We start from the raw sequence: 23,642 nt of genomic DNA on the forward strand, positions 1-23,642 counted from the left end.
TTTAATGATAAAATATTCGAAATTGTAAATAGGAGTAACTATTTCGATTTGTACTTCTATATAAGATTTATGAAAAATTGAATAATTTAAATTTAAACTTGTATATTCGTGAAAATTTTGGGGATGTAGCTCAGTTGGCTAGAGTGCTTGACTGGCAGTCAAGAGGTCGTGGGTTCGAGCCCCATCTTCTCCACATTGTTTACTAAAAAATGATAGATCAAATAGGAACCGAGCATAAGTTTACATCGTTACCAAAACGAATTGTTTCTTTGGTTCCTTCACAAACCGAATTATTATATGATTTAGGTTTGGAAGATAATATCGTAGGGCTTACAAAATTCTGCATTCATCCAGTTCACCTTAAAGCGACTAAAACGATTGTTGGAGGTACGAAAAACATCAAATTTGAGGTAATTCAAGCCCTGCAGCCTGATATTATTATTTGCAACAAAGAGGAAAATACGAAAGAAATTGTTGAACAATTAAGTACTATTTGTGCGGTTTGGGTTACTGATATTTATACTATTGAAGATAACTCGAAAATGATTCGGGATTTCGGAGAATTATTCAATAAAGAAAAAGAAGCTTCTAACTGGATTTCGAAAATCGAAGAGGCACAACAGGACTTTGAAATGTTTATTCGGGAAAAACCAATAAGAAAAGTGGCCTATTTTATTTGGGCTAACCCTTTTATGGTTGCAGGAAATGATACATTTATCAATGTGCTTTTAAAATTGAATCACTTTCAAAATATTTACGAAACCAAGGAAGGAAGATATCCTGAAATTGATTTGGAAAAAATAGTTGTGCAAGGTAATCCTGATTTACTTCTTTTATCTTCAGAACCTTTTCCCTTTAAAGAAGAACATGCAAAAGAAATTGGATACTTTATCAGTAATGCGAAACCTGTTTTTGTAGATGGTGAAATGTTTTCTTGGTATGGAAGTCGTCTAGTAAAAGCTTTCTCTTATTTTAAGGAGCTCCATCAATAAAAAAAAGGTCAATATTCATGTGAATATTGACCTTTTTTATAACTAATTCAATTCAATTTTTTATTTTTTCGCCTCAGCGTTCTCTTCTGTTTTTGCTCCTGTTCTTTTGATAGTATAAGTTGGTGCAAATTTAACTTTTAAACTCGCAATTTTTAAATTGTCTGAGCTAGATAAACCTTCTTTTTCAACAGTATTTTTTCTACTGTCTAATGCTTCATACATCATTTTGATTTCATCCCAATCTTCACGAGAATAGCTATCTTTATTTTCAATTGCAGTTGTTACGAATGTATCATAAACTGAAAGAATGTTATCTTTGTTTACCCATGCAAAGCTCATATCGTCTCCGATTTCTTGCCCTTTGAAAAAAGTATTTCTAAAAGTCATTTTATTTTTAGCTAAAACTAATTCTTGGCTAGAAGCTAAATGTTTATCTTTAAATTCAGTATATTTTGAATTCGCTTCATTTAATTTAGATTTTAAAACACCAGAATCATCCGTAGTTTCTACATCACTTTGTGCTTGTAATTTTTTCTCAGTATAAACTCTTTCGATTTCTTCCCAATTTGCGTTTAAGTTTTCAGTTGAAACAACTGATACTGAATCCACATAATTTGAAAATGCGTCTACATTTTTCTGAGCTTGATCTTTTTTGCTATTATCACATGCTACTAATGTTGCAGTTGCTACTAATGCTAATGTTAAGTTTTTTAAAGTTTTCATAATTTTATTTTTTTTAAAGTTTAAATCCGTACGCTACTCTTAATGACACTAATCCTAATCCTTTGTCTTGTGTTCCGTTTTCAATAGTTGGAAAGTCACTGAAGTGATCATAACGCAAACTAATGTCAATTATGTCTGTTGCATAACCAATTCCTGGTGTAAGTAACAATGACGTTTTATTGTATCCATTTGTTACTGCAAACGCAGCACCTGCTTCTCCTAATAAATACAATTTGTCTTTAAGGATAAAAGCTTTAAAACCTGCTTGTAGTGGAATATATCCTAGATCATTATCGTCTCCAGAAATAAATAAATTACTGAAACCTGTTGTTAATGTTACAGAATATCTTTTTGACAAATCATATTGCAAACGAGCGTCTGCACCTAAATTAAAATCATATGGATCTTGTAATGGGTAACCCACATTTAAACCAAATCCTAATCTAAATCCTTGGTCATAATTTGTCGAGGTAGTTTCCTGTGAAAAACCTGACATTGCGCTAAAGAATAATGCTAACGCTACTATTTTATATACTGTTTTCATGCTTTTTTTTGTTAAATTTATTAATTACCGTAGATATGGTGTATTGTAATACATTTCCTAAGGTTCTTGTGATCATGCTTTTAGAATGGCCTACTACTAGTTTTTTAGAGATATAACCTCCAACGAAACTGGTCGCTAATTCTAAGACGTTTAATTTTTTTGTAGGACTATTATAGAATGAAGAAATAGATTGCTTAACTATATTTATTGGTTTTACGCTTTCAATTACAACATGATATTGATTTTTTAATTCAAGTAATTCAATATCCCTTTTAGATGTAAGTTCTGCTATCTTTTGATCGAGTAAAACGTTTTGATTAAACTTTTTCATAGCAATTAATTTAAATTAGTTATCTTTTCTTCTTTATCTTCTAATAATTTCCCAACTATTAAATCATCAATTGGTTTTTTAATCCATTCTCTGCGAAACATGTAGACCACAATTCCTGCGACTAAGTAAAACCCAGAGACGATTAAAAATCCTGCTGCATAATCGTTGAGCTTATTTCCAATCCATAAGGCAACGGCAATATTTAAGAACAAAGAAAACATTGCTATTATACAAGCTATAGAAATTACTACGGCTAATGATGATATAATTTCAGACATTTTATCAATAGCTTTAAGTTTTACTAATTCTAAAGAAGTCTTAGTATAGTTTTCGGCTTTTTCATAAAGTCTTTCAATATTTGTTGCAATGTTTTCCATGATCCTAAAAATTTAATTATACGTTCAATTTTTTATTGATTTTTTCTAAATTCTCTGATCCATCTTCCATTAAGCTAGATGCTTTAGAAGCTAAATCTTTGTATTTATCTTCAACATTAGAGACAAAATCACTAAAGCTGTCTGTTAAGTTGTCTTTTAAATCACTACTTTTTTGAGCTATTTTTTTTCTTGTGTTTTCACCTTTATCCGGTGCAAATAAAACTCCTAATACTGCTCCTGCGGCTAAACCACCAACTACTCCTAATAATACGTTACTTGATTTCATAATTTCTATTTTTTAATTGATTTGTATTTATTTTTATTTTTTAAAGTACTTTATTACCTCTAATTACTCTTAAAAGAATTGCTACTACTGCAATAACTAATAATATATGTATAATACTTCCGACGCTGTAAACGAAAAATCCTAATGCCCAAAGTATGACTAAAACGATTGCTACTGTGTATAATAAATTTCCCATGATTTTTGTTTTTAAAGGTTAGTGTTTTCTTTTCTATTTTGATATTACAAAGTTCAATAAAAGTCGTTGTTGTTGTGTTATATGATTTTTCAATCTTCTTATATAATTTCACTTTAATAAGATTTAACTTTCTTTCTTTTGAACATTACAAAGTTGAGAAGATTTGCGTACAAACCTTTTATATCATTTTAGGCAAATGTTATAGAATTTTAAGCAAAAAAAAACATCCGCTACGAAAGGGATGTTTATCATTGATTATATAAGGTAAATATTATTCGGTTGGTTTTTTCTGTTCTTCTTCCTGAAGCGTTTTAGAATCTGAAGCGACTTCCACTTTTTGGACTATTTCCGCATATTCAGCCGCCTGAATAGGAGTGGAGAATTCAATAGCATAGAATTTTGCAAATGTTGCTCCTAAATATAGAATAACAGAGGAGTAATAAACCCAAAGCATTAAGATTACAATAGAACCAGCTGCACCATAAATTGTATTGATGTTTGAACTGGTAATATAAAAAGATATCCCAAATTTACCTATTAAGAAAAGTAATGTTGTGGTTATGGAGGCTAATCGCACCTGGCGCCATTTAATTTTCGCATCTGGTAGAATTACAAAAATAGCGGCAAATAGGAGTGAGGTAATAACCATTGTAACTAATATATTCACACCATATAATACATAAACAATATTATCAGAATAGCGTTCCGTTAAATAGCTTTGTAAAGAATCTAATAATGTGGAGAAACCTAAGGCAACTAACATGATGAAACCTAAACTACCAATAACACCAAAAGACAATAATCTATTTTTTATAAACAACCAAAGTCCGGAATGCTTTTTAGGACGAACGCCCCAAATTGTATTTATAGAATCTTGAATTTCTGCAAAGAGCGAGGTAGCTCCAAAAACTAATGAACCAATTCCGATTGCAGCAGACAGTGTTGTGTTATTTGCCATCGTTAGATTCTGAATCATTTCTCGCAACTGACTTGCTGTTGATGCGCCTACATAATCCTTAGCGTTATTGAAAATCATATCTTCAATCATTTCTTTTCCCCAGAAAACATCAAATATGAATAAAACTACTAGTAATAATGGTGCAAGAGAAAACACGGTAATGTAAGCTAAAGAAGCACTTATTTTTAGAATTTTAAATTCTGCAAATCCTCCTACAGTATTTTTTAGTACAGTTATAAAGGATTTGAAGTAAGTTCTAAATTTGCTCATTTATGGTATGTTTTATAGAAGCACTGGAATATAGATGATCACACTTGCTCCTTCGTTAGGTCTTCCAATGGCTTTAATGTACCCATTGTGATTGCTTATTATTTTTTTGCAAATAGCTAATCCTACACCTGTTCCCGGATATTCTGATTTAGCATGAAGTCGGTTGAATAATAAGAAAATTCGCTCTGCATATGCAGCTTCAAATCCTATTCCATTATCCTTAAAGACTATTTTATGGAACTCGCTGTGTGCCTCGTCTGGAATATTATCGTCTTTTGTCTTTACTTTTTCATAAGTAATTGTAATAATAGGATCTTCATTTGCCTTTCTATACTTTATCGAATTTCCAATGACATTCACAAATAATTGATTCACTTGATAAGGAATACCTTTTATATGTGGTAAAACTGGTGTATTAATTATTGTATTATTTTCTACGATGATTTCAGATAGATCAGATGTTACATCTTGTAAAGTCTCATTTAAATCAATGTCTTCAAATATAGCATCTGATTTGTTCGTTCTAGAATATTGCAATAGATCGTCAATCAGAATGCGCATTCTTGTAGAAGCCTTTATAATTCGTGCTAAATATTCTTTACCTTTTTCACTTAAATTATCTTTCTCTGAATCATTTACTCTTGAAATAAACGTTTGAATTTTTCGCAAAGGTTCTTGTAAATCGTGACTGGCAGCGTAATTGAATTCAATTAATTCTTTATTAGAACGTTCTAATTCCATATTCTTTTGATTTAAAATATGGTTGTTCATTACATCATCAGTAATGTCTTGTGTTGTACCAATCATGTTTTTCGACCCTAAAGAATCGATATAAATTTTTGCAGTAGTTCTAAAATGTCTAACTTCTCCATCCGTTTTTACAATTCGGAAAGTCATAGCTGGCAATTCTTCTTCGTTCATAATTCGCTCATTTCCGTCAGCAACAATATGTCTGTCGTCTGGATGTACGAATTCTAATTTCTTCTCAAAAGTAGGCTCAAAAGATTGAGGCTTGAAACCTAATAGTCTGAATTTATTGTCTGAAAAACTAAACTTTTGCGTATCGAAATTAAATGTCCAGCTACCATATTTTCCCAATATTTCAGCTTGTCTACTAGATTCGTCGTAGATAGTTAGTTTTTGATTGTATTCGATTAGATCTTCATTAGACCTTTGAATTCTCTCGTTATATTCTTGCTGTTCAGTTACGTCTTGCGTAGTTCCTACAAGTACATCTTCGCCAAAATTATTTTTAATTGAAATTCCTGTAGCTTGAAAATAGCGAATTTCACCGTTTTTCTTGATAATCCTGTATGTGTAATTTGGTAATTCTCTTTTCTCTAGAATATGCTCCGTCTTACTTTTTACAAGTGCCAAGTCATCTGGATGTATGTTTTTTAAATACCCTTCCAAATTTGCTTCAAATTCCTGTGGTTCATAGCCTAGTAGAATATATAAATTATCTGAAAAGGTATAAACATTTTTATCAAAGTTTAATTGCCAGCTTCCGAATTTGCTTATTATTTCAGCTAATTTTTGCGATTCATTAATTACTAATAATCTATTGTTTGATTTTTTTAAATTGTTTAAGTCTTTAGTAATTTTTATGTACGCTAAGACAATTAGAAATAGAGTAATTATTACAATTAATAACGCGTAAAAAGGTGTGTAATAAGAAGTGTCATTAAAATATTGTTCTCTTTTTTCAAGTAAATAGTCTTCTAATTTAGACATTTCAGAAGCTTTTTTCCGAATGTCTTCCATAGACTTTTTACTGTTTTGTACAAAATACTTTTCAGTTCTGTTCTTTTTCACCTTATAGACATCCAAATAGAAATACCTAAGTGCAATTAATTTATTTAATTCAATTAGATTTCTTTGCTGGGTTGCATTGTCTAAAGTAAGATCTTTAATTTTTGAGAAAGATTTGTCAACAGATGCTCTAGAATCATTAAAAGTTTCTAAATACGATTCGTCATTATATAATAGGTAGCCACTATATCCTGTTTCCGCATCTTTTAATACTGACATTAGTTTTTCAAGCTCTAACTTTACTTCATAGGACTTCATTACTAACTTTGTTGATTGATTAAGGTCAACAATATGTTTGTATGTTATAGAAGCCGTGAAAAATATAGAGGCTAATGAAATTACAAAAGCTATATTTAAAAACGAACGTGATTGAAAAGTATTCAGTAATTTAATCATAAGCGTAGTAAAAAATTATCTTTGTTTAAGCCCGAAGTATGGTATTGCCAATTCAACGTAACTACTTCAGATAGCACTTTTTTCAAGGTGTTAAAGTCGCTTGGTTTTTTAATATAAATGTTTGCGCCGTGCACAAAAGTATTTTCAATATCATCTTCGCTCGAAGACGTAGAGTAAATTGCAATAGCAATATCGTTGAATTTTTCGTTTTGTTTAATTTCTAACAAACATTCAAAACCGTTTTTACGTGGCATATTTAAATCGAGAAACAATATGTTTGGTAAAATTGTTTCCGGATCTTTAAGGTATTCCATTAGCTCTACTCCGTCATTACATGTAGAAACGCTGGTGTTGATTTTCAATTCTTCAAAAGCATCTTTAAAAAAAAGACGATCATCTTCATCGTCATCAGCAAGTGTTATAATAATAAATTCTTTCTCCATAAATTCATTTTTTTTTAAAGGTTCTTAATCGCTATTTCTCTACGTTTTTTTAATATTCTCTGAAATGCCGAAGGCGTAATGCCCGTAATGTTTTTAAATTGCGTACTCAAATGCGCTACACTTGAATAGTTTAATTTATAGGCAATTTCAGTTAAAGTCATTTGATTGTTAATAATCAAATTTTTAGCTAGTTCTATTTTTTGGATAATAATGTAATTTTCAATAGAAGTATAAGTTACTTCTGAAAAAAGATTTGATAAATAACCGTAACTGTGATCTAAGCGTTCTGCCAAATAAACGGAACTCTTTACATTCAATGGGTCTTCTGTATTTACCATTTCTACAATAGTATCTTTTATCTTCTGAACTAGTATGCTCTTCTGATTCTCAATGATTTCAATACCATATTCATTCAAAACAATGGTAATTTCATCAATTTTTGCTTGAGACACTTTTTCTAAAAATTCAATTTCACCAAATCCAATGATTCTAAACTTAATATCAAACGGAGTTAGCAAATTTTCAATCAATTTTTTAGTTAATACATTTATATCAAATTTAATGAATGCTTTCATATAGGAGATTTACTTGTAAATTAAATGCGTAGTACGCCTTATCGGCAACTAAATTACTAAAAAATAAATTGAAAATATAATGTAGATTTATTTGCTTTTAGATTTTTTTTCTTCTGCTTCTTTTTCGGCTAATTTCTGCGCTTCTTTTGCTGCTTTTTCCTTTGCTTTTTCTTTCTTTTTAAAGTAACCACGCAATAAGAAATTATGTTTGGCGGCTTCCATGTTTTCATTTAATCCTTTAGAACTTTTTCTTAAATTTTCCATAGTAGCATCTAAATTATTTGCCATACTTTCATCATTTATTAAGCGTCCTAAAGTTCCTTCTCCTTCATTAATTTCAATTAACAAAGTAGCTAGTTCATCTGTAATCAGTTCGGCGTTTTCAGCAGTAACTTTAACACTGGCAAGCACATCGCTAAATTCTACAGGTTCAAAAGAGCCTATTTTTTGACCATCTTTCACAGATTTTAAATTAGAACTTCCTTGTGAAATTACTAAAATTTTATCTCCAATTACACCTTCGGAACTAATAGAAGCTTTACTGTTAGTTTTAATAAATTTTTTAGTATCATCTTTAATACTCATATCAACTTTTACAGTAGAATCGTTGATGATTTCAATTTCCTTAACCGTTCCAATATTAATTCCTGAAAAACGGACAGCGTTTCCAACTTTTAGTCCACTCGCATTTTTAAAAGTAGTTGTTAATTTTATTTCGGAAGAAAATAAATTTTGTTGCCTTCCAATTAAGAATATGATTCCAAAGAAGAATAATAGTCCGATGAATACAAATAATCCTAATTTTTTCTTATAATTTGTGTTAGTGTTTTCCATGATATTTTATTTAAAAAATGATTTTATATATTCGTCTTGATCTTCCTCAAATTCTTTTAATGTTCCTTCTTTGTAAACCGCTCCATCCTTCAACATGATAATTCTGTCTGCCACTGCTTTCACACATTTAATATCGTGGGAAATAATGATTGATGAAGTTTTGTATTTTTCTTTAGTTGTATTTATTAAATGACTTATTTCATCTGATGTCACTGGATCTAATCCTGTAGTAGGTTCATCATATAATAAAATTTTAGGATTGGTGATTAATGTTCTTGCTAAACCAATTCTTTTCTTCATTCCACCAGAAAGTTCTGATGGCATTTTATCAATTGAATCTGGTAGACTCACGTTTTCTAAAGCTTCGATTATCTTTGCTTCAATGTTGTCAACAGTAGTTTTCTTTTTGCTTCGGGTTAAAGGAAAAGTAAGATTCTCTCTAACAGTCATCGAATCATATAAAGCAGCGCCTTGGAATAAAAAACCTATTTTTTCTCTTATAGCTAATAAGTCTTCTTCATTGTCTTTGTTAACTTCTAAATCAACTACTTTAATTACACCTGAATCGACTTCTAATAAGTTAACGATACATTTAATTAGGACTGACTTTCCGCTCCCAGATTTTCCTAGAACTACTAAGTTTTCATTTTCGAAAAGTTGCAAAGTAACACCTTTAAGAACTGCATTATCTCCAAAACTCTTGGTTACATCTTGAATGTCTATTAATACTTTTTTGTCGTTATTTATCATAATAAATCAGTTATTTGAACCGCTACTAAGTCAACGATAATTACTAATAGTGAACCTGTTACTACAGCAGAGTTTGCTGCAACACCTACACTTTCTGTTCCTCTTTCTGCGTTATATCCTTTATAACATCCCACAATTCCAATTACAGCACCAAAGAAAAAAGATTTGATGACAGCCGGAATTATATCAATGAATTCAACCGAAGCGAATGCTTGGTTTACAAAAAGTGTTAAACTTACATCGTCTTTGATATTCACACCTATCCAACTTCCGAATATACCAATAACATCAGCATATAAAGTTAAAAGTGGAATCATAATGATAGCTGCTAAAACTCTTGGAACTACTAAATATTTTACAGGATTTGCATTGGAAACTTCCATTGCGTCGATTTGTTCGGTAACGCGCATAGAACCTAATTCGGCACCCATGCTTGAACCAATTTTTCCGGCGCAAATTAATGCTGTGATAACAGGGCCCATTTCTCTAATTAAAGAAACGGCTACCATTCCTGGAAGCATTGCAACAGCACCAAAATCTACTAAAGGGGGTCTAGATTGTATCGTTAAAACTAACCCGATGATAATTCCTGTGATAGAAATTAATCCTACAGATTTGTTTCCAATGACATAGCATTGTTTAGAAAATTCCTGCCATTCGAAGTTTTTACCAAACGTATTTTTAACAATAAGCTGTAAAAACGATAATACGTCAGCTATTTTAATAAGAAAGTCCGTAAACTTCTTTTTAAAATTCTCAAAGACATATAAGGGATACGGAATCGAGTCGTTTTTTTTCATAATAAGCTGTTATAGAATTCTTCTACAAAGCTATGAAAGAATTGACTTTTTTAATTTATGGAATTCCTTGAATTCTTTACATAATTACAAGATGTGGAGCTTGTCAATAGTTTTCAACAGTAGCATTTAGCCATTAGAATGGGTAACCAATGGCTAAATTAAACATCAAATTATCTTTACGCCATCTTTTATCTAAAGGATCTATGTTATTAAATTCAGCAGAAGTAGGATACTTTAATGGGAAAGCCAAATCAGTTCTTAAAACTAAAAACGAAAAGTCAAATCGTAAACCAACACCTGTACCTATAGCTAGCTGCTCTAAGAATTTACTGCTAATTTGTCCACCAGGTTTATTTGAATCTTCATTTAAAAGCCAAATATTTCCGGCATCTACAAAAACTGCTCCTTTGATGAAGTTATAGATTTTACCTCTAAGTTCAGTGTTGAATTCTACTTTAATGTCACCTGATTGATCAGGTAAAAAAGTGTTATTTAGGGCACTTTCATCAAATACACCAGGTCCAATTGATCGCGCTCTAAAAGCCCTGACACTATTTGTTCCACCAATAAAAAACTGTTTAATATAAGGCAATTCTCTGGAGTTACCATAAGCATAACCCACGCCAACAATTGCTCTACTTGCTACTTGCAATTCGCCTCCTAAATTCAAGTAATGTCTAAAATCAGCTTCAGCTTTAGTAAATTGACTGAAAGCAACTCCTGCAATTTCTTTTGGATCAACACTAGATGTTGCTCCCATAACTAAACCAGCAAGATTACCGGAAAAATCTAAACTTCCTTTAAAATAGAAAGTGTGTTTTTTTCTTTTTTGCATGGTGTTAGTAAAAGTGTACGAATAAGAAGGACCAAAAATAAGCTGTTCCTCAATTACCTTTCCTAATGATGGATTTTCTATAATTTCATCTTTATACAAGTTTGAAACACTGGTAGAATTTACATAAGTAATCTCAGTTAATTTTAATTCGTGTTCTTTGCGTTCGCTCTCTTTCCAGAGGTAACCAAACGAACCTTTAAACGTATTTAAATGATACAATTTTGTTCGGACTTGATTTTCATAGAACAGGTTTAACTTTGTTCTAGGTACAAATCCACTGGCTGATCTTAATTTAAATGGAACTATAAATCTTGGCCAAATTAATGTGGCTTCTCCACCAAAACGATAGACATTAAAACCTTTATTTTGACCAGAAAACTGTGTTTCGATACCCACAAATGTTCCTAAAGTAAGTAATTCGGCACCTCTAAAAGCATTTCTATTACTCCAATTTGTATTTATTTCGGTACCATTGTAATTGGCTGAATTGGTTTTAGCTAAAACTTCAAATCGAATTGATTTTCTTGGTAACGGCGTCAAATAATAAGTTGCATCTAAATAACCGTCTTTACCTTCAACAACGGTGAACTGATTTTTCACAAACTTGAAAGTGCCTAAAGTAACTAATCGATTTAAAGATAAATTATGATTAGTTCTGTTGTATAAATCGTCTTTGTGAAAGTATAATGTGCGGTCATAAATCTTCGGTTTGAACATTTTTTCTCGATCATAAATCTTAAAATCATTATACACGAAAGCAGAATCTCTATTCTTACTAACGGTATCGTTTAGCGTGAAATTTGAATAGATAATAATATCATTAATGCGATATTGCTTTTGGGCTACAGCCGGAATTTCATTTTTTATTTTCAAGATTAAATCCACTTCGTGATTAGCAACGGTTGAATCGACTTGAAAAAGTAAATAGTTTTCATCGAAATAGAAAAACCCTTTTTCTTTCAATCGGACATCAATTCTAGATCTTTCGTCTTTAATGTTTTGCAGATTATAAGGTTTCCCAACTTTTAATAAAGTTCTTCGCATTGACTTATTAATTTCGTTAGAAAGCACAGTGGAATCAGCGGGTAATGTTATTGATTTAATAATATACTGTTTTCTTAGCGTTACATTATACTTCGCTTTAGCTGTTCTTCCATGACTAGAAGAATCAGCAACAGTTGTGGCATTAAAATAACCGATATTCTCCACATAATTTTGGGTAATATCAGAATTATAGTCCATATCCACTTTACTAAAAAGCACAGGTTCTTGTCCTAATTTGTATTTCAGCCAATATCTAAATCCTTTCTCTTTTTTGACATCACCGGCTAAATTATAGAAAAATAATGCCGGACGTAATCCTAAAATTGATTTGTTAGGCTTTGGAATTAACAACTCTTTTATCTGGTCTTTTACATCATTTCTTTCTCGTTTTGAAATGTCTTTATCTTCAATCTTGACTTTCGCACCTGTGTATAAATAATCGCCTTCTGGCACAGCTTTTAAACCTGTACAAGAAGAAATTGTAGCTAGTATAATTAATAGTATAAGAAGTTTATAGTATTTCATCTTACTTATTTTTTTTAGTTCTGTGAAAAAGTTCGCTAAAAACATCATAATCCATGGTAATTATAAAAGCCACTCCAGTTTCAATTACTTGACCCTGCAACGCAACTTGATAATTATTTTTACGATAGGCTCTTAATTTATAGCGTCCGTCTTTAGATAGCATATAATCAGCAGAAAGATCACCTGCAATTTTGCTTGTTTCTTCGTTCTCTCTTGGTGTTCCTTCTAGTCCAATATTACTTCCGATTGTAACTTTTAAACGGTCGTTTAGTAATTTTTTAGACAAACCAACTTTTAAATCTGTTCTATTCTCTTTAGTTCCAGAAGTGTAATCTTCAGTAGCTTGTAAATCGAAATCTAATTCAACGCCACTAATTAGATCGCCTGCTAAATTATTTAGTTGTTGTGATAATATTTTACTAGCACTTTGTCTTGCTAATGAAGAAGCACTAAATCCTCCCACTTCACTTTCAAAAGGATTTTCACCTATAAAGCGACCTAGTAATAAGAGAGCAAAAACTTGTTTGTTTAGTGCGTCTTCTTGAAGTCTAATTTGATTTAATTTAGCTTTCGTTGTATTGATGACTTCTGCCGAAACGCTATTGTTTCCTTCCGGTAAAATAATATCAAACGTAATTTTTGGCTTCAACAATTCACCGTCCATTTTCAGTTCGGTTTCAAAGGGAATTTTTTGTTTGTAAGTATTTCTAACTTCGGGCGTAACAGCTCCAAGCTGATCTGCAACCAAATCAATTGGTGCAACATCTGCTTTATAAATTGCAACAACATGAACATCTGCTGAAGTAGGTTCACCTTTCCACAGAATATAACTTCCAGGTTTAATGTCGAATTTTCGTTTGATCATATTGAAGTTCATTTCGTATGATCCTTCTGTGAATTCATATTTACCAGTCAAAGAAGTTTTTCCCGAAGCATCAATCCCACCTGTCAATTCCGCTTCTCCTTTTAATTTCAAGAAATCACCATTTGCTTTATCAATTACAATTGAAATCTCAGCATCTTTATCTACTTCAATATTTACCGAAGCTTCAATTCCTGTAACGGCACTTTGGTTAAATTTCTCCGTATCTTTTGATTGGTCATATAATATTGGCTGATCTTGGTCAATAAACTCTACAACGCCTTCTCGATCTGCGATGGAAGGTTTAGTTTGAGGTAGAACAACTGAGAATTTAGTATCTTTATTAATTTTGATTGAACCGTCAATTATAGGACTGTTCAATGTTCCTTTGATACGAATATCATTATCTAAATACAATTCGCCATAAAACAAATCATTGTCTTTTTCTGTAGAATTTATAGGATTGAAGTTATTCGCAATCAACGATAAATCAAGACCTAAATTTGTGAAATCAGCACTGTTAACGCTACCGTCTAATACTAAGTTGTTATTGTTTTCATCTTGAAGTTTAAAGTTTGTAAATAATATTTTCTGATTTGTAAAATCAATTTTATCATTTAGTAGTTTAAATTTAGAACTTAAGGTTTTTACTTCAAAACCTACTTCATTGAATTTTAGAAAACCAAGAACATTGGGCTGTTTAGTACTTCCGGTAATGTCTAATTTTCCATTCATGAAACCCGTACTATTTTTTAAATTTCCAAAAGTAAACGCTTGGATACTTTTCATTTTAAAATGGTCGATATTCAATTTTAAATCGAATGTTCCTGTTCCAACTTTATAATTCCCATCTAAATTTACCAAATTATCAAATCCTGAAATTTCTACCGAAGCATTATAAACACTAGCAATCTTATTATCAATTTTTATTTTTAAATTCCCAACCGTATCATTTTTAACTGCAAAATTTTCAATGTCTAAATCTGCAATAAAAATAGGAGAGGAGTTCAGGTTTGTAATTTGAGTTGTTCCATTAATTTTTCCACCAAACTCAAAATCACTTTCAACAATATTAGTAAGTGTTTTTAAATCAAAATCTTTAAAATCAACGTCAATTGGCGCATTTGGTTTTTCACTCTCCGATTTAACAGAAAATTGATTTGCGTTATTTGTTAAGATGAAATCATTAATATAAACTCCATTTTTACCAATCTTGATGATATTGTTGTCATCTATGTTCCAATTTTCATAGTTCAATTTCAGCTTGTCATTGATGAAAGCAACTTCAGAATTGCCGTCTACATTTTTAAGTGTTCCCGATAATAAATAGCGTTCCACATCTTTTATGTCTTTCAGTTGCAGCACATAATCTATAGTATTGTCTTCCACTTTTCCCGAAATATTTGTGTAAGGCAATTGAAGTGAAGCATTTTTTAAATCATCAACAATAAAATTATAAACCAACGCATTTTCTTCTTTGTTGATTTTTAGTGAAGCATTAGTAATGACGTTTCCATTGTAATCTAATTTTGGAATAGACGCATTAACTTGAATTGTATCATTTTCCGAATTGTATTTTCCTTCAACCAAAATGGCCGACATATTTTTTAATCCTGGAATGATTTTCATTACTAACGGCTCGTCTTTCAACTGAATTTTGAAATTCAACTGTTGCGGTTCCGTTACTGCTGTTTTTTTAGCATTCAAATCGTAATAATTTGAAATTGAATTCATCAGAGCATTTTGCACTTGTGACAATTTGAATTTCCCATCTAAATTTACATTCACAAATTGCGAACTTAATTTGATGCTATTTTTTTCAGGCGTATTAACCGCGATTAAATTTAAACTATCTAATGGGAATTGCTCCGTTTCTAGTGCTACTAAAGTGTTAGTAATACTTAGTTTTCCATTTAAATTATCAAAGTCTAATTGATCAAAATCGGCATCAACATCACCTTTTATTTTAAGGTAACCGGCATGAAGATTTAATTTTCGTAAATCGGCAATATCTAAATTTAAGCGCAATTTTAATGATGGATATTTGCCTTGAAATCCACCATTCGAGACTAAATTAAATTTTAAATTTTCGTCATTAGAATCGATTTTTGCATCGTAAAGACCGTTTTGTAACTTTCCGTTTATTGTAATGTCTTGGTAAGCATATTTATTAAATTCCGCTTTTGTAATAGTTGAATTTATCGTCGCATTTGCAGTTTTAGGATTTAATCCATAACCTTTTACATCGGCTTGAACTGAAAACTTCCCTAGACTTTCATTCTTTAAAAGTGCGCCTAAATCAAATTCGTCTAACCACGCTTTTGCATTATATTTCTCACTGTCTTTAATAGTTTGATCAAAATTACCTTCTACTTTAGCATTTCCCATTGAACTATTCACCAAAAGATTTACATCGAAATCAGAAATTTTACCCTTGAAGGTTCCTTTAGTAGCAATTTGTTTTGGCAATTGAATGGTTTCCGGAATTGTTCCGTTTGGCACCAAACTGTAAATATCGTTTGAAGTTGTTCTGATGTTTTTAATAGTGATATCGTAATAAGCATCTTTAGCTTTGGGTAAACCTTTTATAGTTCCAGAAATAGAAGCATAAGTAGATCCTATTCCACTCACTTCTAAATTAGGAATATTTAAATTGTTTAGTTTTCCATAAACCAACCCATCAATTTTAAGTATCGCATTTTTATTTGAACTGAATGGTTTTGTGTTTTCGAGTTCCGGTACAAAAATCAAAATATCGCTAACTGCAATTTCACTATTTTCTAGCGAAGCCTTTACACTCAATTGGTCTAGATCCTTACCTAATGTTTTGATATTGGTGTAATTTGCAACCAATTCGTCTTTGATTTCGGTTTTAGGCGTTTTAAAGTATAAGTTTTTTAAATAGGCAACACTTGAAGAGTAATAAAAATCAGTTTTTAAATCTTCGACAATTAAACCACTTTTGTCATTGACCGAGAATGAATTTAGCTTTCCAGAACTTAAAGTTGAGGAGTATTTTATATTATTTGCATCAAGATTAAAATCGGTTAAATCTAAATGTGAATAATCGATACCTTTCAATGATTTCTTTCTACTATCGTCATCGAACTTAAAATCTATTTTAGTTAATTTTACGCTTTCTGCTTCAATTTCCCACGAACTATTACCAGATTTTTCTTCTTTTTGATTGGAAATATTTTGTTGTTCGTTTTTTCCTAGAAATACAGTTCCTTCTGTTTCGTTCAGGTATAATTTTTTGATTTTAATTTTCTGATGCATTAAATCTATTTCCTTAAAATCAACTTTTAATTCTTTTAATTTAATTCTTGTATCAAATTTAGAGTTTTCTTGTTTGTAAGTAACATCAATGTCAGTAAGTGCTGTGTGTTCGTTGATAATGCTAAAAGCTCTGTTATTCACTTCTTCCTTAATCGCTTTGGTTGATTTAGTAGTAGCTTCAGCTAATCCTTGGTTTAATTGCAATTTTAAACCGTCTATCTTAATTTTTGGTACATCAAATGCTAAATTATCTAAATCGAATTTCTTTACTTTAGTATCAAAATGTTTCAATTTCACAGAGAAATCATTCTTAGAAACGGCATCATTAAAAACTACATTTATATCATCAAGAACAATTTTAGATACTGAAATTTTCATCGGTTTTTGATCTTTTTTCGGTGGTTCCTTAGATGCAAAAGCATCAAGAATATAATCAAAATTGAAAATTCCTTCTTTTGTTTTGGTTACGTTTGCAGTAATTCCGTTAAGGTTTACGGAGTTTATTTCTAATTCATTACTCAATAGTTTGAATAAACTGATGTTAGCAACGATCTTATTTCCATAAAGTAAAGTGTCTTTTTGCTGATCCTCGAAATAAACTTCTTCTAGTATGATGTTTTTTGGCAAACCAATTTCGATTCTTCCTACGGAAACCTTGGTATCGATTTTAGTTTGAAGAAAAGAAATAGCTTTGTCTTTTGCAAAGTTTTGAACCACTGGGATTTGTAACGCAATTACCAATAATAAAAATAATCCTATTATGGAACCGATGATCCACAATAGAATTTTTATTGTTTTGCGTGCTACTTTTTTTATTTTTTCCTTTTGCATATAGCCTTTACTATAAGAAATTATCTTCCAAATCTGAAATGTTCCGCTAATTTATTCTTTTTACCTTTTAATAAATCGGAAACTATATCCATTCCTATTACTGAAAAAGTAATTCCATTTCCGCCAAAACCAAGCACAAACAATGCGTTTTTAAAATCGTCGTGTTCACCAATATAAGGTAAACCATCTTTTGTTTCTGCAAATGTTCCTGCCCAAGAGTAATCTGTTTTAAAAGAATAATCTGGAAATATTTTTTTTAATTTTTCTTCTAATCTATTTGTTTTAACGGTAAGTAATGCGTCTCTTTTCTTACCATTAACAAAACTCACATCTTCACCACCAATCAGTAATCGGTTATCATCCGTTGTGCGCATGTAAAGATAAGGTTGAGCAGTATTCCAAACTAATGTATTAACTATTTTTTTTGGAATTTCTAAATCTTGCTCGCAAACTAACGCGTATGTAGCTAATAAATTCGCGATATTTTCTTTAATAATTTGTGTTCCTTCGAACCCATTGCAATAAATTATTTTTCTAGCAGAAATAATGTGATTATCTTCAGTAGTTACTTTAATTCCATCTGCCTTATAAATCGTATTTTTTATTGTGGTTTTGTCATAAACAGCCAATCCTTTTTTTGAATTGTAGTCTAATAATTCATGACATAAAGTGTAAGCGTCAATACTGGCACCAGCATTTGATAAAATACCTCCGAATGAATTTTTTATTTCAAACTTTTGCTCAATAGCATCTGCTTCCAACCATTTTACATCAAATCCAGCTTTTTTTCGTGCTTCAAATTCTTCCTTTAACCAGGAAACATCTTTTTTATAAGATGCAAAATAAAGAGATTCTTTGTTTTTGAAACCACAGTCCGATTTAATTTCTTTGGTAATTTCTTCCAATTTTGAAATTGATTCTAAACAAGCTTTATAGCTTTCTGTTGCTGCTTCATCACCTATTTGAGTTTTTAATTTATATAACGGAACGTCAATTTCATATTGCAACATAGATGTAGTAGCAGAAGTACTTCCGTTCGCAACATCTCGTCGGTCGATTATAGTTGTTTTATAACCATCTTTAATACACTGATGCGCAATTAAACTTCCTGTAATTCCAGCACCAACAATTAAAATTTCTGTTTCTATATTTGACGCTACAGAAGGGTATGAATTAGGCATTCCATTTTTTATCAACCAAAAAGGTTCATTTGATTTTAAATCCATATTGCTACTATATATTTAAATGAATTACCTTACTATTTAATATTTTACTACTAAAAAAATCAAGTTACACTACGATTGTAGTATACGATTTTTTCTCTCTTTTCTAATTTGTCTCCAGATTTTCAATCTTCTTCTTGCCCTGCTTTTTAAAAATTCATCTGTGGGTTCGCCCAATAAAAAACCGTACGCTTTAAATCGTTCAGAATGGTCGAAGATTACTTTTAAACTGGCTGTTATTGGTAAGGCTAAAATCATTCCCGATGTTCCCCAAAGCATTGCGAAAACAACAAAAGATAATATTGACACAAAAGCATTTACACTTACTTTTGAACCTGTAATCTTTGGTGTAATAATATTTCCTTCAAGAATTTGTATAAAAGTAAAAATGGCGATAACTCCAATTGCATACCAATACGAATCTTTTGTAGCAAATGCCACTAAAGCAGGTAAGAGTGATCCAATTAAAATTCCGATATAAGGAATTAGTAGAAGTAAAGCACATAAAAATCCAAAGAAGAATGGGAAGTCTATTCCTAATAATAACAAACCAGCAGAGTTGAGGACTCCAACTATAAACATTACAGTAATTAACCCAACTAAATAGTTTTGTTGCACATCATAGAGTTTTCCTAAAATTACTTTTGTATCATTTTTAGAACACCTTTTTTCTAACATGGTATAAATAAAACTTATAAAAAATTTTCGATATAACAGAAAGAAAAACATATAAAGAGGCACAACAACCATATTACCTACAAAACCTCCAGAAGCCATTAGAAAACTAGTGATGTTAGAAAAATTGTTTTCCACAACTTTTTCCATTTTCATGTTTTCAGACTCAATTATTTTGTCCGTTTTAATCCCGGTTGATACTTCAGCTTGATGTATTAGTGGCTTTATTTTTTTCTCTATTTGTGAAATATAGGTATCACTTTTAGAGATAATCTCGTTAAATTGAATGCCAATAAAAGAAACTATTGCAAATATTGACAAACATAAAAACAGCACAGAAAATGTTGCTGAAAATATTCTATTAAAGCGAAGTTTTCGTTCTAGAAAATATACTACAGGAAAAATTAGTACACTTAAAATGATTGAGATCAATAACGGTACTAAAATGCCTTGAAGCATGTAAGCGGTAAAAACTATTGCTATGACAACAAAGAAATCAAGAGCAATATGTTGGGTAGTTTTAGTTTCCATTTGGGTTTATATTATTTAAAAAAAAGGAGCCTTTTAAAATAAAAAACTCCTTTTTTTTGCAATGATACTAAATATTACATATCAGCGATCATCTTTTTAACTTCATCTTTGGTTTTTCCAACTTTTTGTTGAAGTCTACCATACAATTCATCTTCTTTACCTTCTTCGTAAAGTAAATCATCATCTGTTAAATCTGCAAATTCTTGTTTTAATTTACCTTTAACTTCGTTCCATTTTCCTTTTAATCCTGTCGTGTTCATAATAGTGTGTTTTAAAGTTATTAATTAATTTGAATATTTTCTTAGTTGCCACGAAATATCTTCGTGCATTTTTAAAATACCTGTTAGAAAGTCCTCTGTAACAACGTCATCAGTTTTCTCTCCAACTTCGTCAATCGATTTTCTAATTTGAACCATCACTGTTTCGTGATTACTCATTAGTTCATCTAGCATTTGTTTTTGCGTATTTGACGAGTCTGTATTTTCTTCAATTTGGCCATGTTTGATAAAGTCTTGCATACTTCCAATTGCTTTTCCGCCCAGAGCACTAATTCGCTCTGCAACTTCATCTGCCGTTGTTGCAAGTAAGTCATAATGACTTTCAAACAATTTGTGCAATTCCATAAAACTGTTTCCTGATATATTCCAATGAAACTTCCTTGTTTTTACATACAATAGCATTTCATTAGCTAACAATAGTGTTAAGTTGTCAATAGATTTGGTTAAATCTTTTTTTGGTAATCCAATCTTAGCTTCCATTTCTAATTTATTTTTTAAATTAATATTCTTTTGATTTCTTAATTACAAAGTTAGTTTTTGTAGTATATTCAGGCGTTACAATATTTTTAAATATCTTTATAGAATTCCAATAAGTTATTAGAATCTATATCCTAAAGTAACTTGAACTACTTTGTTTTTGTAACGTGGTGAGCTTGAATCTCCATCTTCGTTAGTTTTACTAACATCCCATCCTAATCTTGTTCCTAATACAAAATTTTGGTAGTTAAAGTCAACTCCTACAACAGCTCCAAAAACTCCTTTTTTATAGTTATCACCGTTGATTTGTTCTTCATCAATTGTAGAGTTTCCGTTTAATTCATATTTAGTATCTAATAAATAAGAAAATTGAGGACCAGCTAAAACAGTAAAGTACTGAGATGGTTTAACTTGCAATAATACAGGGATGTCTAAATAAGTTGAAGTTACTTTGTAATCGTAACCAATTCCTAAAATGCTTCCACTACTTTTGTATCCTTTTTGAGAATACATTACCTCTGGTTGAATACCGAACAATTCTCCTAATGGAATAGATGCGAAAGCACCAACTGCTAATCCTGCTTTTCCGTCTGCTACGAAATCGTCTCCTTTTTCGTCATAAACATTTGCGAAGTTAACTCCGGCTTTAACACCAAATTTTAATTCATTACGATCATCACCATCTTGTGCGAAAGAAATTGTTGCCATAAATAATACCGCAAGGGTAGCTACTTTTTTTGTTACGTTTTTCATAGTATTTGTTTTAATATGATTAATATTATAGTGCAAATGTCTAACAAATAGCACTCCCGTGTGTTACACGAATTTGAGCAATGTTTATATAATTTCAGTACTATTATTTATTCTATTTGTTCAAATTAGTGATATTCAATTTATTAAGATATAGTTTCCTGTAGGATACTTTTAATTATAGTATCATAATTTTATTAGTTGTTTAGTTTTTCAGTCAAATGTAAAGGTGTATATTTGAGCAAAATTGAAGATTTGATCTCCTATACTATATATAAAAACGAATCGAGCACAGAATGGGTTACTTTTGTTCATGGAGCAGGAGGCAGTTCTTCTATATGGTTTAAGCAAATTCGTGATTTTCAAAAGCATTTTAATGTCTTATTACTTGATTTAAGAGGTCACGGTAATTCGAACAAACAAATAAAAGATGCATTCATACAAAAATATACGTTCGAATCCATTGCGAACGATATAAAGGAAGTGATTGATCATCTAAAGATTGAAACTTCGCATTTCGTTGGAATTTCTCTAGGTTCAATTGTAATTCGTCAATTAGCAGAAATGCATCCAGAACGCGTAAAGACAATGATTCTAGGAGGCGCAATTTTGAAAATGAATTTCCGTTCCCAGATTTTAATGCGGTTAGGCAATACCTTTAAATATGTTTTACCTTATTTAGTTTTGTACAAGTTTTTTGCTTTTGTGATTATGCCTAAAAAGAATCACAAAAATTCTCGTTTGCTATTTATAAATGAAGCCAAGAAGTTATATCAAAAGGAATTCATTAAATGGTTTAAACTTACTGCCGAAATTAATCCGGTACTGCGTTGGTTCCGCCAAGTAGAATTAGATATTCCTACGCTATATGTAATGGGTGAAGAAGATTATATGTTTTTACCTTCCGTAAGACAAGTGGTGTCAAACCATATAAAAACTGCCGAATTAATAGTAATTCAAAATTCAGGACACGTTGTCAATGTGGAACAAGCATTATTGTTTAATGAATCAGTAATTGCTTATTTAAAGCGATAACGAGAGGTGTAGAAACAAAAAAACTCCGACTTTCATCGGAGTGATTTTTAAACTAACCCAAACTAAACAATTGAGAATCTTTTATTACATTACAAATGTCGGAAGATTTTTTCTGTTCTATGTTAAGGATTTGTTATACTTATGTTATTGATTACTAAATTTTTACTCTTTATTTCTTGTCTTGAAGCGCAAAAACTTTCTTCAGTAAATCAGAACTTCTAGCATTAAGATTTGTTCTAATATCTTTTTCTTCAACCGCAATCATTTTGAAAACACCTTCCATTGCTTTGCTAGTTGTATATTCTGTTAAATTTGGATTTACCTTTTTAACTAGAGGAAGACTGTTGTATTTTGTGATGATTTCACCCCAAACTTTATCTGCACCCACTTTTGAGTAAGAGCTTTGAATTACAGGAGTAAATTTTGCTTGTAAGGAAGTAGTAGTTGTGTTTTCTAAATAAGTAGTAGCTGAATTTTCAGTTCCTAATAAAATATTTTTAGCATCGTTAAAAGACATTTGTTTTACAGCATCAACAAATATTGGTGTAGCTTCTTTAACAGCATCTTCCGCAGCACGATTGATAACTTTCAGACCTTCATCAGCTAATTTGCTTAAACCTATTTGGCGTAATTTTTTGTCTACAATTTGTAATTCTTCAGGCAAGAAAATTTTAACAGCTTCATTTCTATAAAAACCATCTGTAGCAGTTAATTTAGAAACCTGTTTAGTAATTCCATTATTTAATGCTTCTTTTAATCCACTTCCAATTTCGGCTTGACTCAAATAACCTGTTCCTTGTGGTAATTGATCCATTACTTGTTGCATTTCAGCACAAGCAAATAAGCTAAAAGCGACTAAGCTTAGTACTATTTTCTTCATAATTATTTATTTTTAAAAAACATATATGCAAATATAATGCCTTTTTTCACAACTGAATTTTTTAAGTGGTTTTCGTATAAAAAAATAGGGACTTAGTTATAAGACTAAATCCCTACAAGTAAATTAATTT

At 30.8% G+C, this 23,642-nt stretch carries 23 protein-coding genes and 1 tRNA gene; 3 read left to right on the plus strand and 21 right to left on the minus strand.

The annotated features are described in order from the left end of the window. Positions 1-119 precede the first annotated feature (119 nt). A tRNA-Ala gene (locus ACFSX9_RS00135) sits at positions 120-193 on the plus strand. 16 nt (positions 194-209) lie between these two features. After that, on the plus strand, positions 210-992 hold the full coding sequence (locus tag ACFSX9_RS00140) for an ABC transporter substrate-binding protein (protein ID WP_379802877.1): 783 nt from the start codon (positions 210-212) through the stop codon (positions 990-992). A 60-nt stretch (positions 993-1,052) separates the two neighbouring features. On the opposite strand, the gene ACFSX9_RS00145 is transcribed toward ACFSX9_RS00140, so the two are convergent. From ACFSX9_RS00145 to ACFSX9_RS00240, 20 genes are all read right to left on the minus strand, one after another. Continuing rightward, entirely contained in the window at positions 1,053-1,715 is a 663-nt protein-coding gene (locus ACFSX9_RS00145; RefSeq protein ID WP_379802879.1) for a hypothetical protein, read from the minus strand. Between the two features lie 13 nt (positions 1,716-1,728). After that, the gene (locus tag ACFSX9_RS00150; RefSeq protein WP_379802882.1) at positions 1,729-2,259 is read right to left on the minus strand and encodes a hypothetical protein; all 531 of its coding nucleotides are present in this window, start codon (positions 2,257-2,259) and stop codon (positions 1,729-1,731) included. Continuing rightward, positions 2,243-2,590, minus strand: coding sequence for a hypothetical protein (locus ACFSX9_RS00155; RefSeq protein WP_379802885.1), 348 nt, complete (start codon positions 2,588-2,590; stop codon positions 2,243-2,245). Before ACFSX9_RS00155 ends, ACFSX9_RS00150 begins: the two co-directional genes overlap by 17 nt. Before the next feature lie 5 nt (positions 2,591-2,595). Beyond that, positions 2,596-2,967 (minus strand): phage holin family protein, encoded by a 372-nt coding sequence (locus tag ACFSX9_RS00160; RefSeq protein ID WP_379802888.1) that lies wholly within the window; start codon positions 2,965-2,967, stop codon positions 2,596-2,598. A gap of 16 nt (positions 2,968-2,983) precedes the next feature. Next, the gene (locus ACFSX9_RS00165; RefSeq protein WP_379802891.1) at positions 2,984-3,253 is read right to left on the minus strand and encodes a YtxH domain-containing protein; all 270 of its coding nucleotides are present in this window, start codon (positions 3,251-3,253) and stop codon (positions 2,984-2,986) included. 40 nt (positions 3,254-3,293) lie between these two features. Beyond that, positions 3,294-3,449, minus strand: a complete 156-nt coding sequence (locus ACFSX9_RS00170; RefSeq protein ID WP_379802894.1) for a lmo0937 family membrane protein — start codon at positions 3,447-3,449, stop codon at positions 3,294-3,296. A gap of 271 nt (positions 3,450-3,720) precedes the next feature. After that, entirely contained in the window at positions 3,721-4,677 is a 957-nt protein-coding gene (locus ACFSX9_RS00175) for a YihY/virulence factor BrkB family protein (protein WP_379802896.1), read from the minus strand. Positions 4,678-4,689: 12 nt separating this feature from the next. After that, a complete protein-coding gene (locus ACFSX9_RS00180; protein WP_379802898.1) occupies positions 4,690-6,747 on the minus strand; it encodes a PAS domain-containing protein in 2,058 nt (685 codons plus the stop codon). A gap of 134 nt (positions 6,748-6,881) precedes the next feature. Beyond that, positions 6,882-7,328 (minus strand): response regulator, encoded by a 447-nt coding sequence (locus tag ACFSX9_RS00185; protein WP_379802900.1) that lies wholly within the window; start codon positions 7,326-7,328, stop codon positions 6,882-6,884. A 14-nt stretch (positions 7,329-7,342) separates the two neighbouring features. After that, positions 7,343-7,903 (minus strand): helix-turn-helix domain-containing protein, encoded by a 561-nt coding sequence (locus ACFSX9_RS00190; RefSeq protein WP_379802902.1) that lies wholly within the window; start codon positions 7,901-7,903, stop codon positions 7,343-7,345. Between the two features lie 87 nt (positions 7,904-7,990). Beyond that, complete coding sequence (locus ACFSX9_RS00195) at positions 7,991-8,737, minus strand: MlaD family protein (protein ID WP_379802905.1); 747 nt, start codon at positions 8,735-8,737, stop codon at positions 7,991-7,993. 6 nt (positions 8,738-8,743) lie between these two features. Continuing rightward, positions 8,744-9,487, minus strand: coding sequence for an ABC transporter ATP-binding protein (locus tag ACFSX9_RS00200; RefSeq protein WP_379802907.1), 744 nt, complete (start codon positions 9,485-9,487; stop codon positions 8,744-8,746). Next, complete coding sequence (locus tag ACFSX9_RS00205; protein WP_379802909.1) at positions 9,484-10,287, minus strand: MlaE family ABC transporter permease; 804 nt, start codon at positions 10,285-10,287, stop codon at positions 9,484-9,486. The genes ACFSX9_RS00200 and ACFSX9_RS00205 overlap by 4 nt, the downstream gene beginning before the upstream one ends. Before the next feature lie 133 nt (positions 10,288-10,420). Next, positions 10,421-12,691 (minus strand): translocation and assembly module lipoprotein TamL, encoded by a 2,271-nt coding sequence (gene tamL, locus ACFSX9_RS00210; protein ID WP_379802912.1) that lies wholly within the window; start codon positions 12,689-12,691, stop codon positions 10,421-10,423. Between the two features lies 1 nt (position 12,692). Next, a complete protein-coding gene (locus ACFSX9_RS00215; protein WP_379802914.1) occupies positions 12,693-17,663 on the minus strand; it encodes a translocation/assembly module TamB domain-containing protein in 4,971 nt (1,656 codons plus the stop codon). A gap of 20 nt (positions 17,664-17,683) precedes the next feature. Continuing rightward, the gene (locus tag ACFSX9_RS00220; RefSeq protein ID WP_379802916.1) at positions 17,684-18,889 is read right to left on the minus strand and encodes an NAD(P)/FAD-dependent oxidoreductase; all 1,206 of its coding nucleotides are present in this window, start codon (positions 18,887-18,889) and stop codon (positions 17,684-17,686) included. Positions 18,890-18,958: 69 nt separating this feature from the next. Further along, positions 18,959-20,092, minus strand: a complete 1,134-nt coding sequence (locus tag ACFSX9_RS00225) for an AI-2E family transporter (RefSeq protein WP_379802918.1) — start codon at positions 20,090-20,092, stop codon at positions 18,959-18,961. 74 nt (positions 20,093-20,166) lie between these two features. Next, positions 20,167-20,352, minus strand: coding sequence for a CsbD family protein (locus ACFSX9_RS00230; RefSeq protein ID WP_322549644.1), 186 nt, complete (start codon positions 20,350-20,352; stop codon positions 20,167-20,169). A gap of 24 nt (positions 20,353-20,376) precedes the next feature. Next, positions 20,377-20,850: a Dps family protein gene (locus tag ACFSX9_RS00235; protein ID WP_379802921.1), complete on the minus strand. Its 474-nt coding sequence runs from the start codon at positions 20,848-20,850 to the stop codon at positions 20,377-20,379. Between the two features lie 117 nt (positions 20,851-20,967). Beyond that, positions 20,968-21,600, minus strand: a complete 633-nt coding sequence (locus ACFSX9_RS00240; protein ID WP_379802923.1) for a porin family protein — start codon at positions 21,598-21,600, stop codon at positions 20,968-20,970. A gap of 252 nt (positions 21,601-21,852) precedes the next feature. Here ACFSX9_RS00240 and ACFSX9_RS00245 point away from each other — a divergent pair, with 252 nt between their 5' ends. Further along, on the plus strand, positions 21,853-22,632 hold the full coding sequence (locus ACFSX9_RS00245; protein WP_379803067.1) for an alpha/beta fold hydrolase: 780 nt from the start codon (positions 21,853-21,855) through the stop codon (positions 22,630-22,632). Positions 22,633-22,801: 169 nt separating this feature from the next. On the opposite strand, the gene ACFSX9_RS00250 is transcribed toward ACFSX9_RS00245, so the two are convergent. Beyond that, on the minus strand, positions 22,802-23,512 hold the full coding sequence (locus tag ACFSX9_RS00250; protein WP_379802925.1) for a DUF4197 domain-containing protein: 711 nt from the start codon (positions 23,510-23,512) through the stop codon (positions 22,802-22,804). Between the last annotated feature and the right edge of the window lie 130 nt (positions 23,513-23,642).

This window comes from Flavobacterium ardleyense, assembly GCF_042686085.1.
In the GTDB taxonomy this organism is placed as follows: domain Bacteria; phylum Bacteroidota; class Bacteroidia; order Flavobacteriales; family Flavobacteriaceae; genus Flavobacterium; species Flavobacterium ardleyense.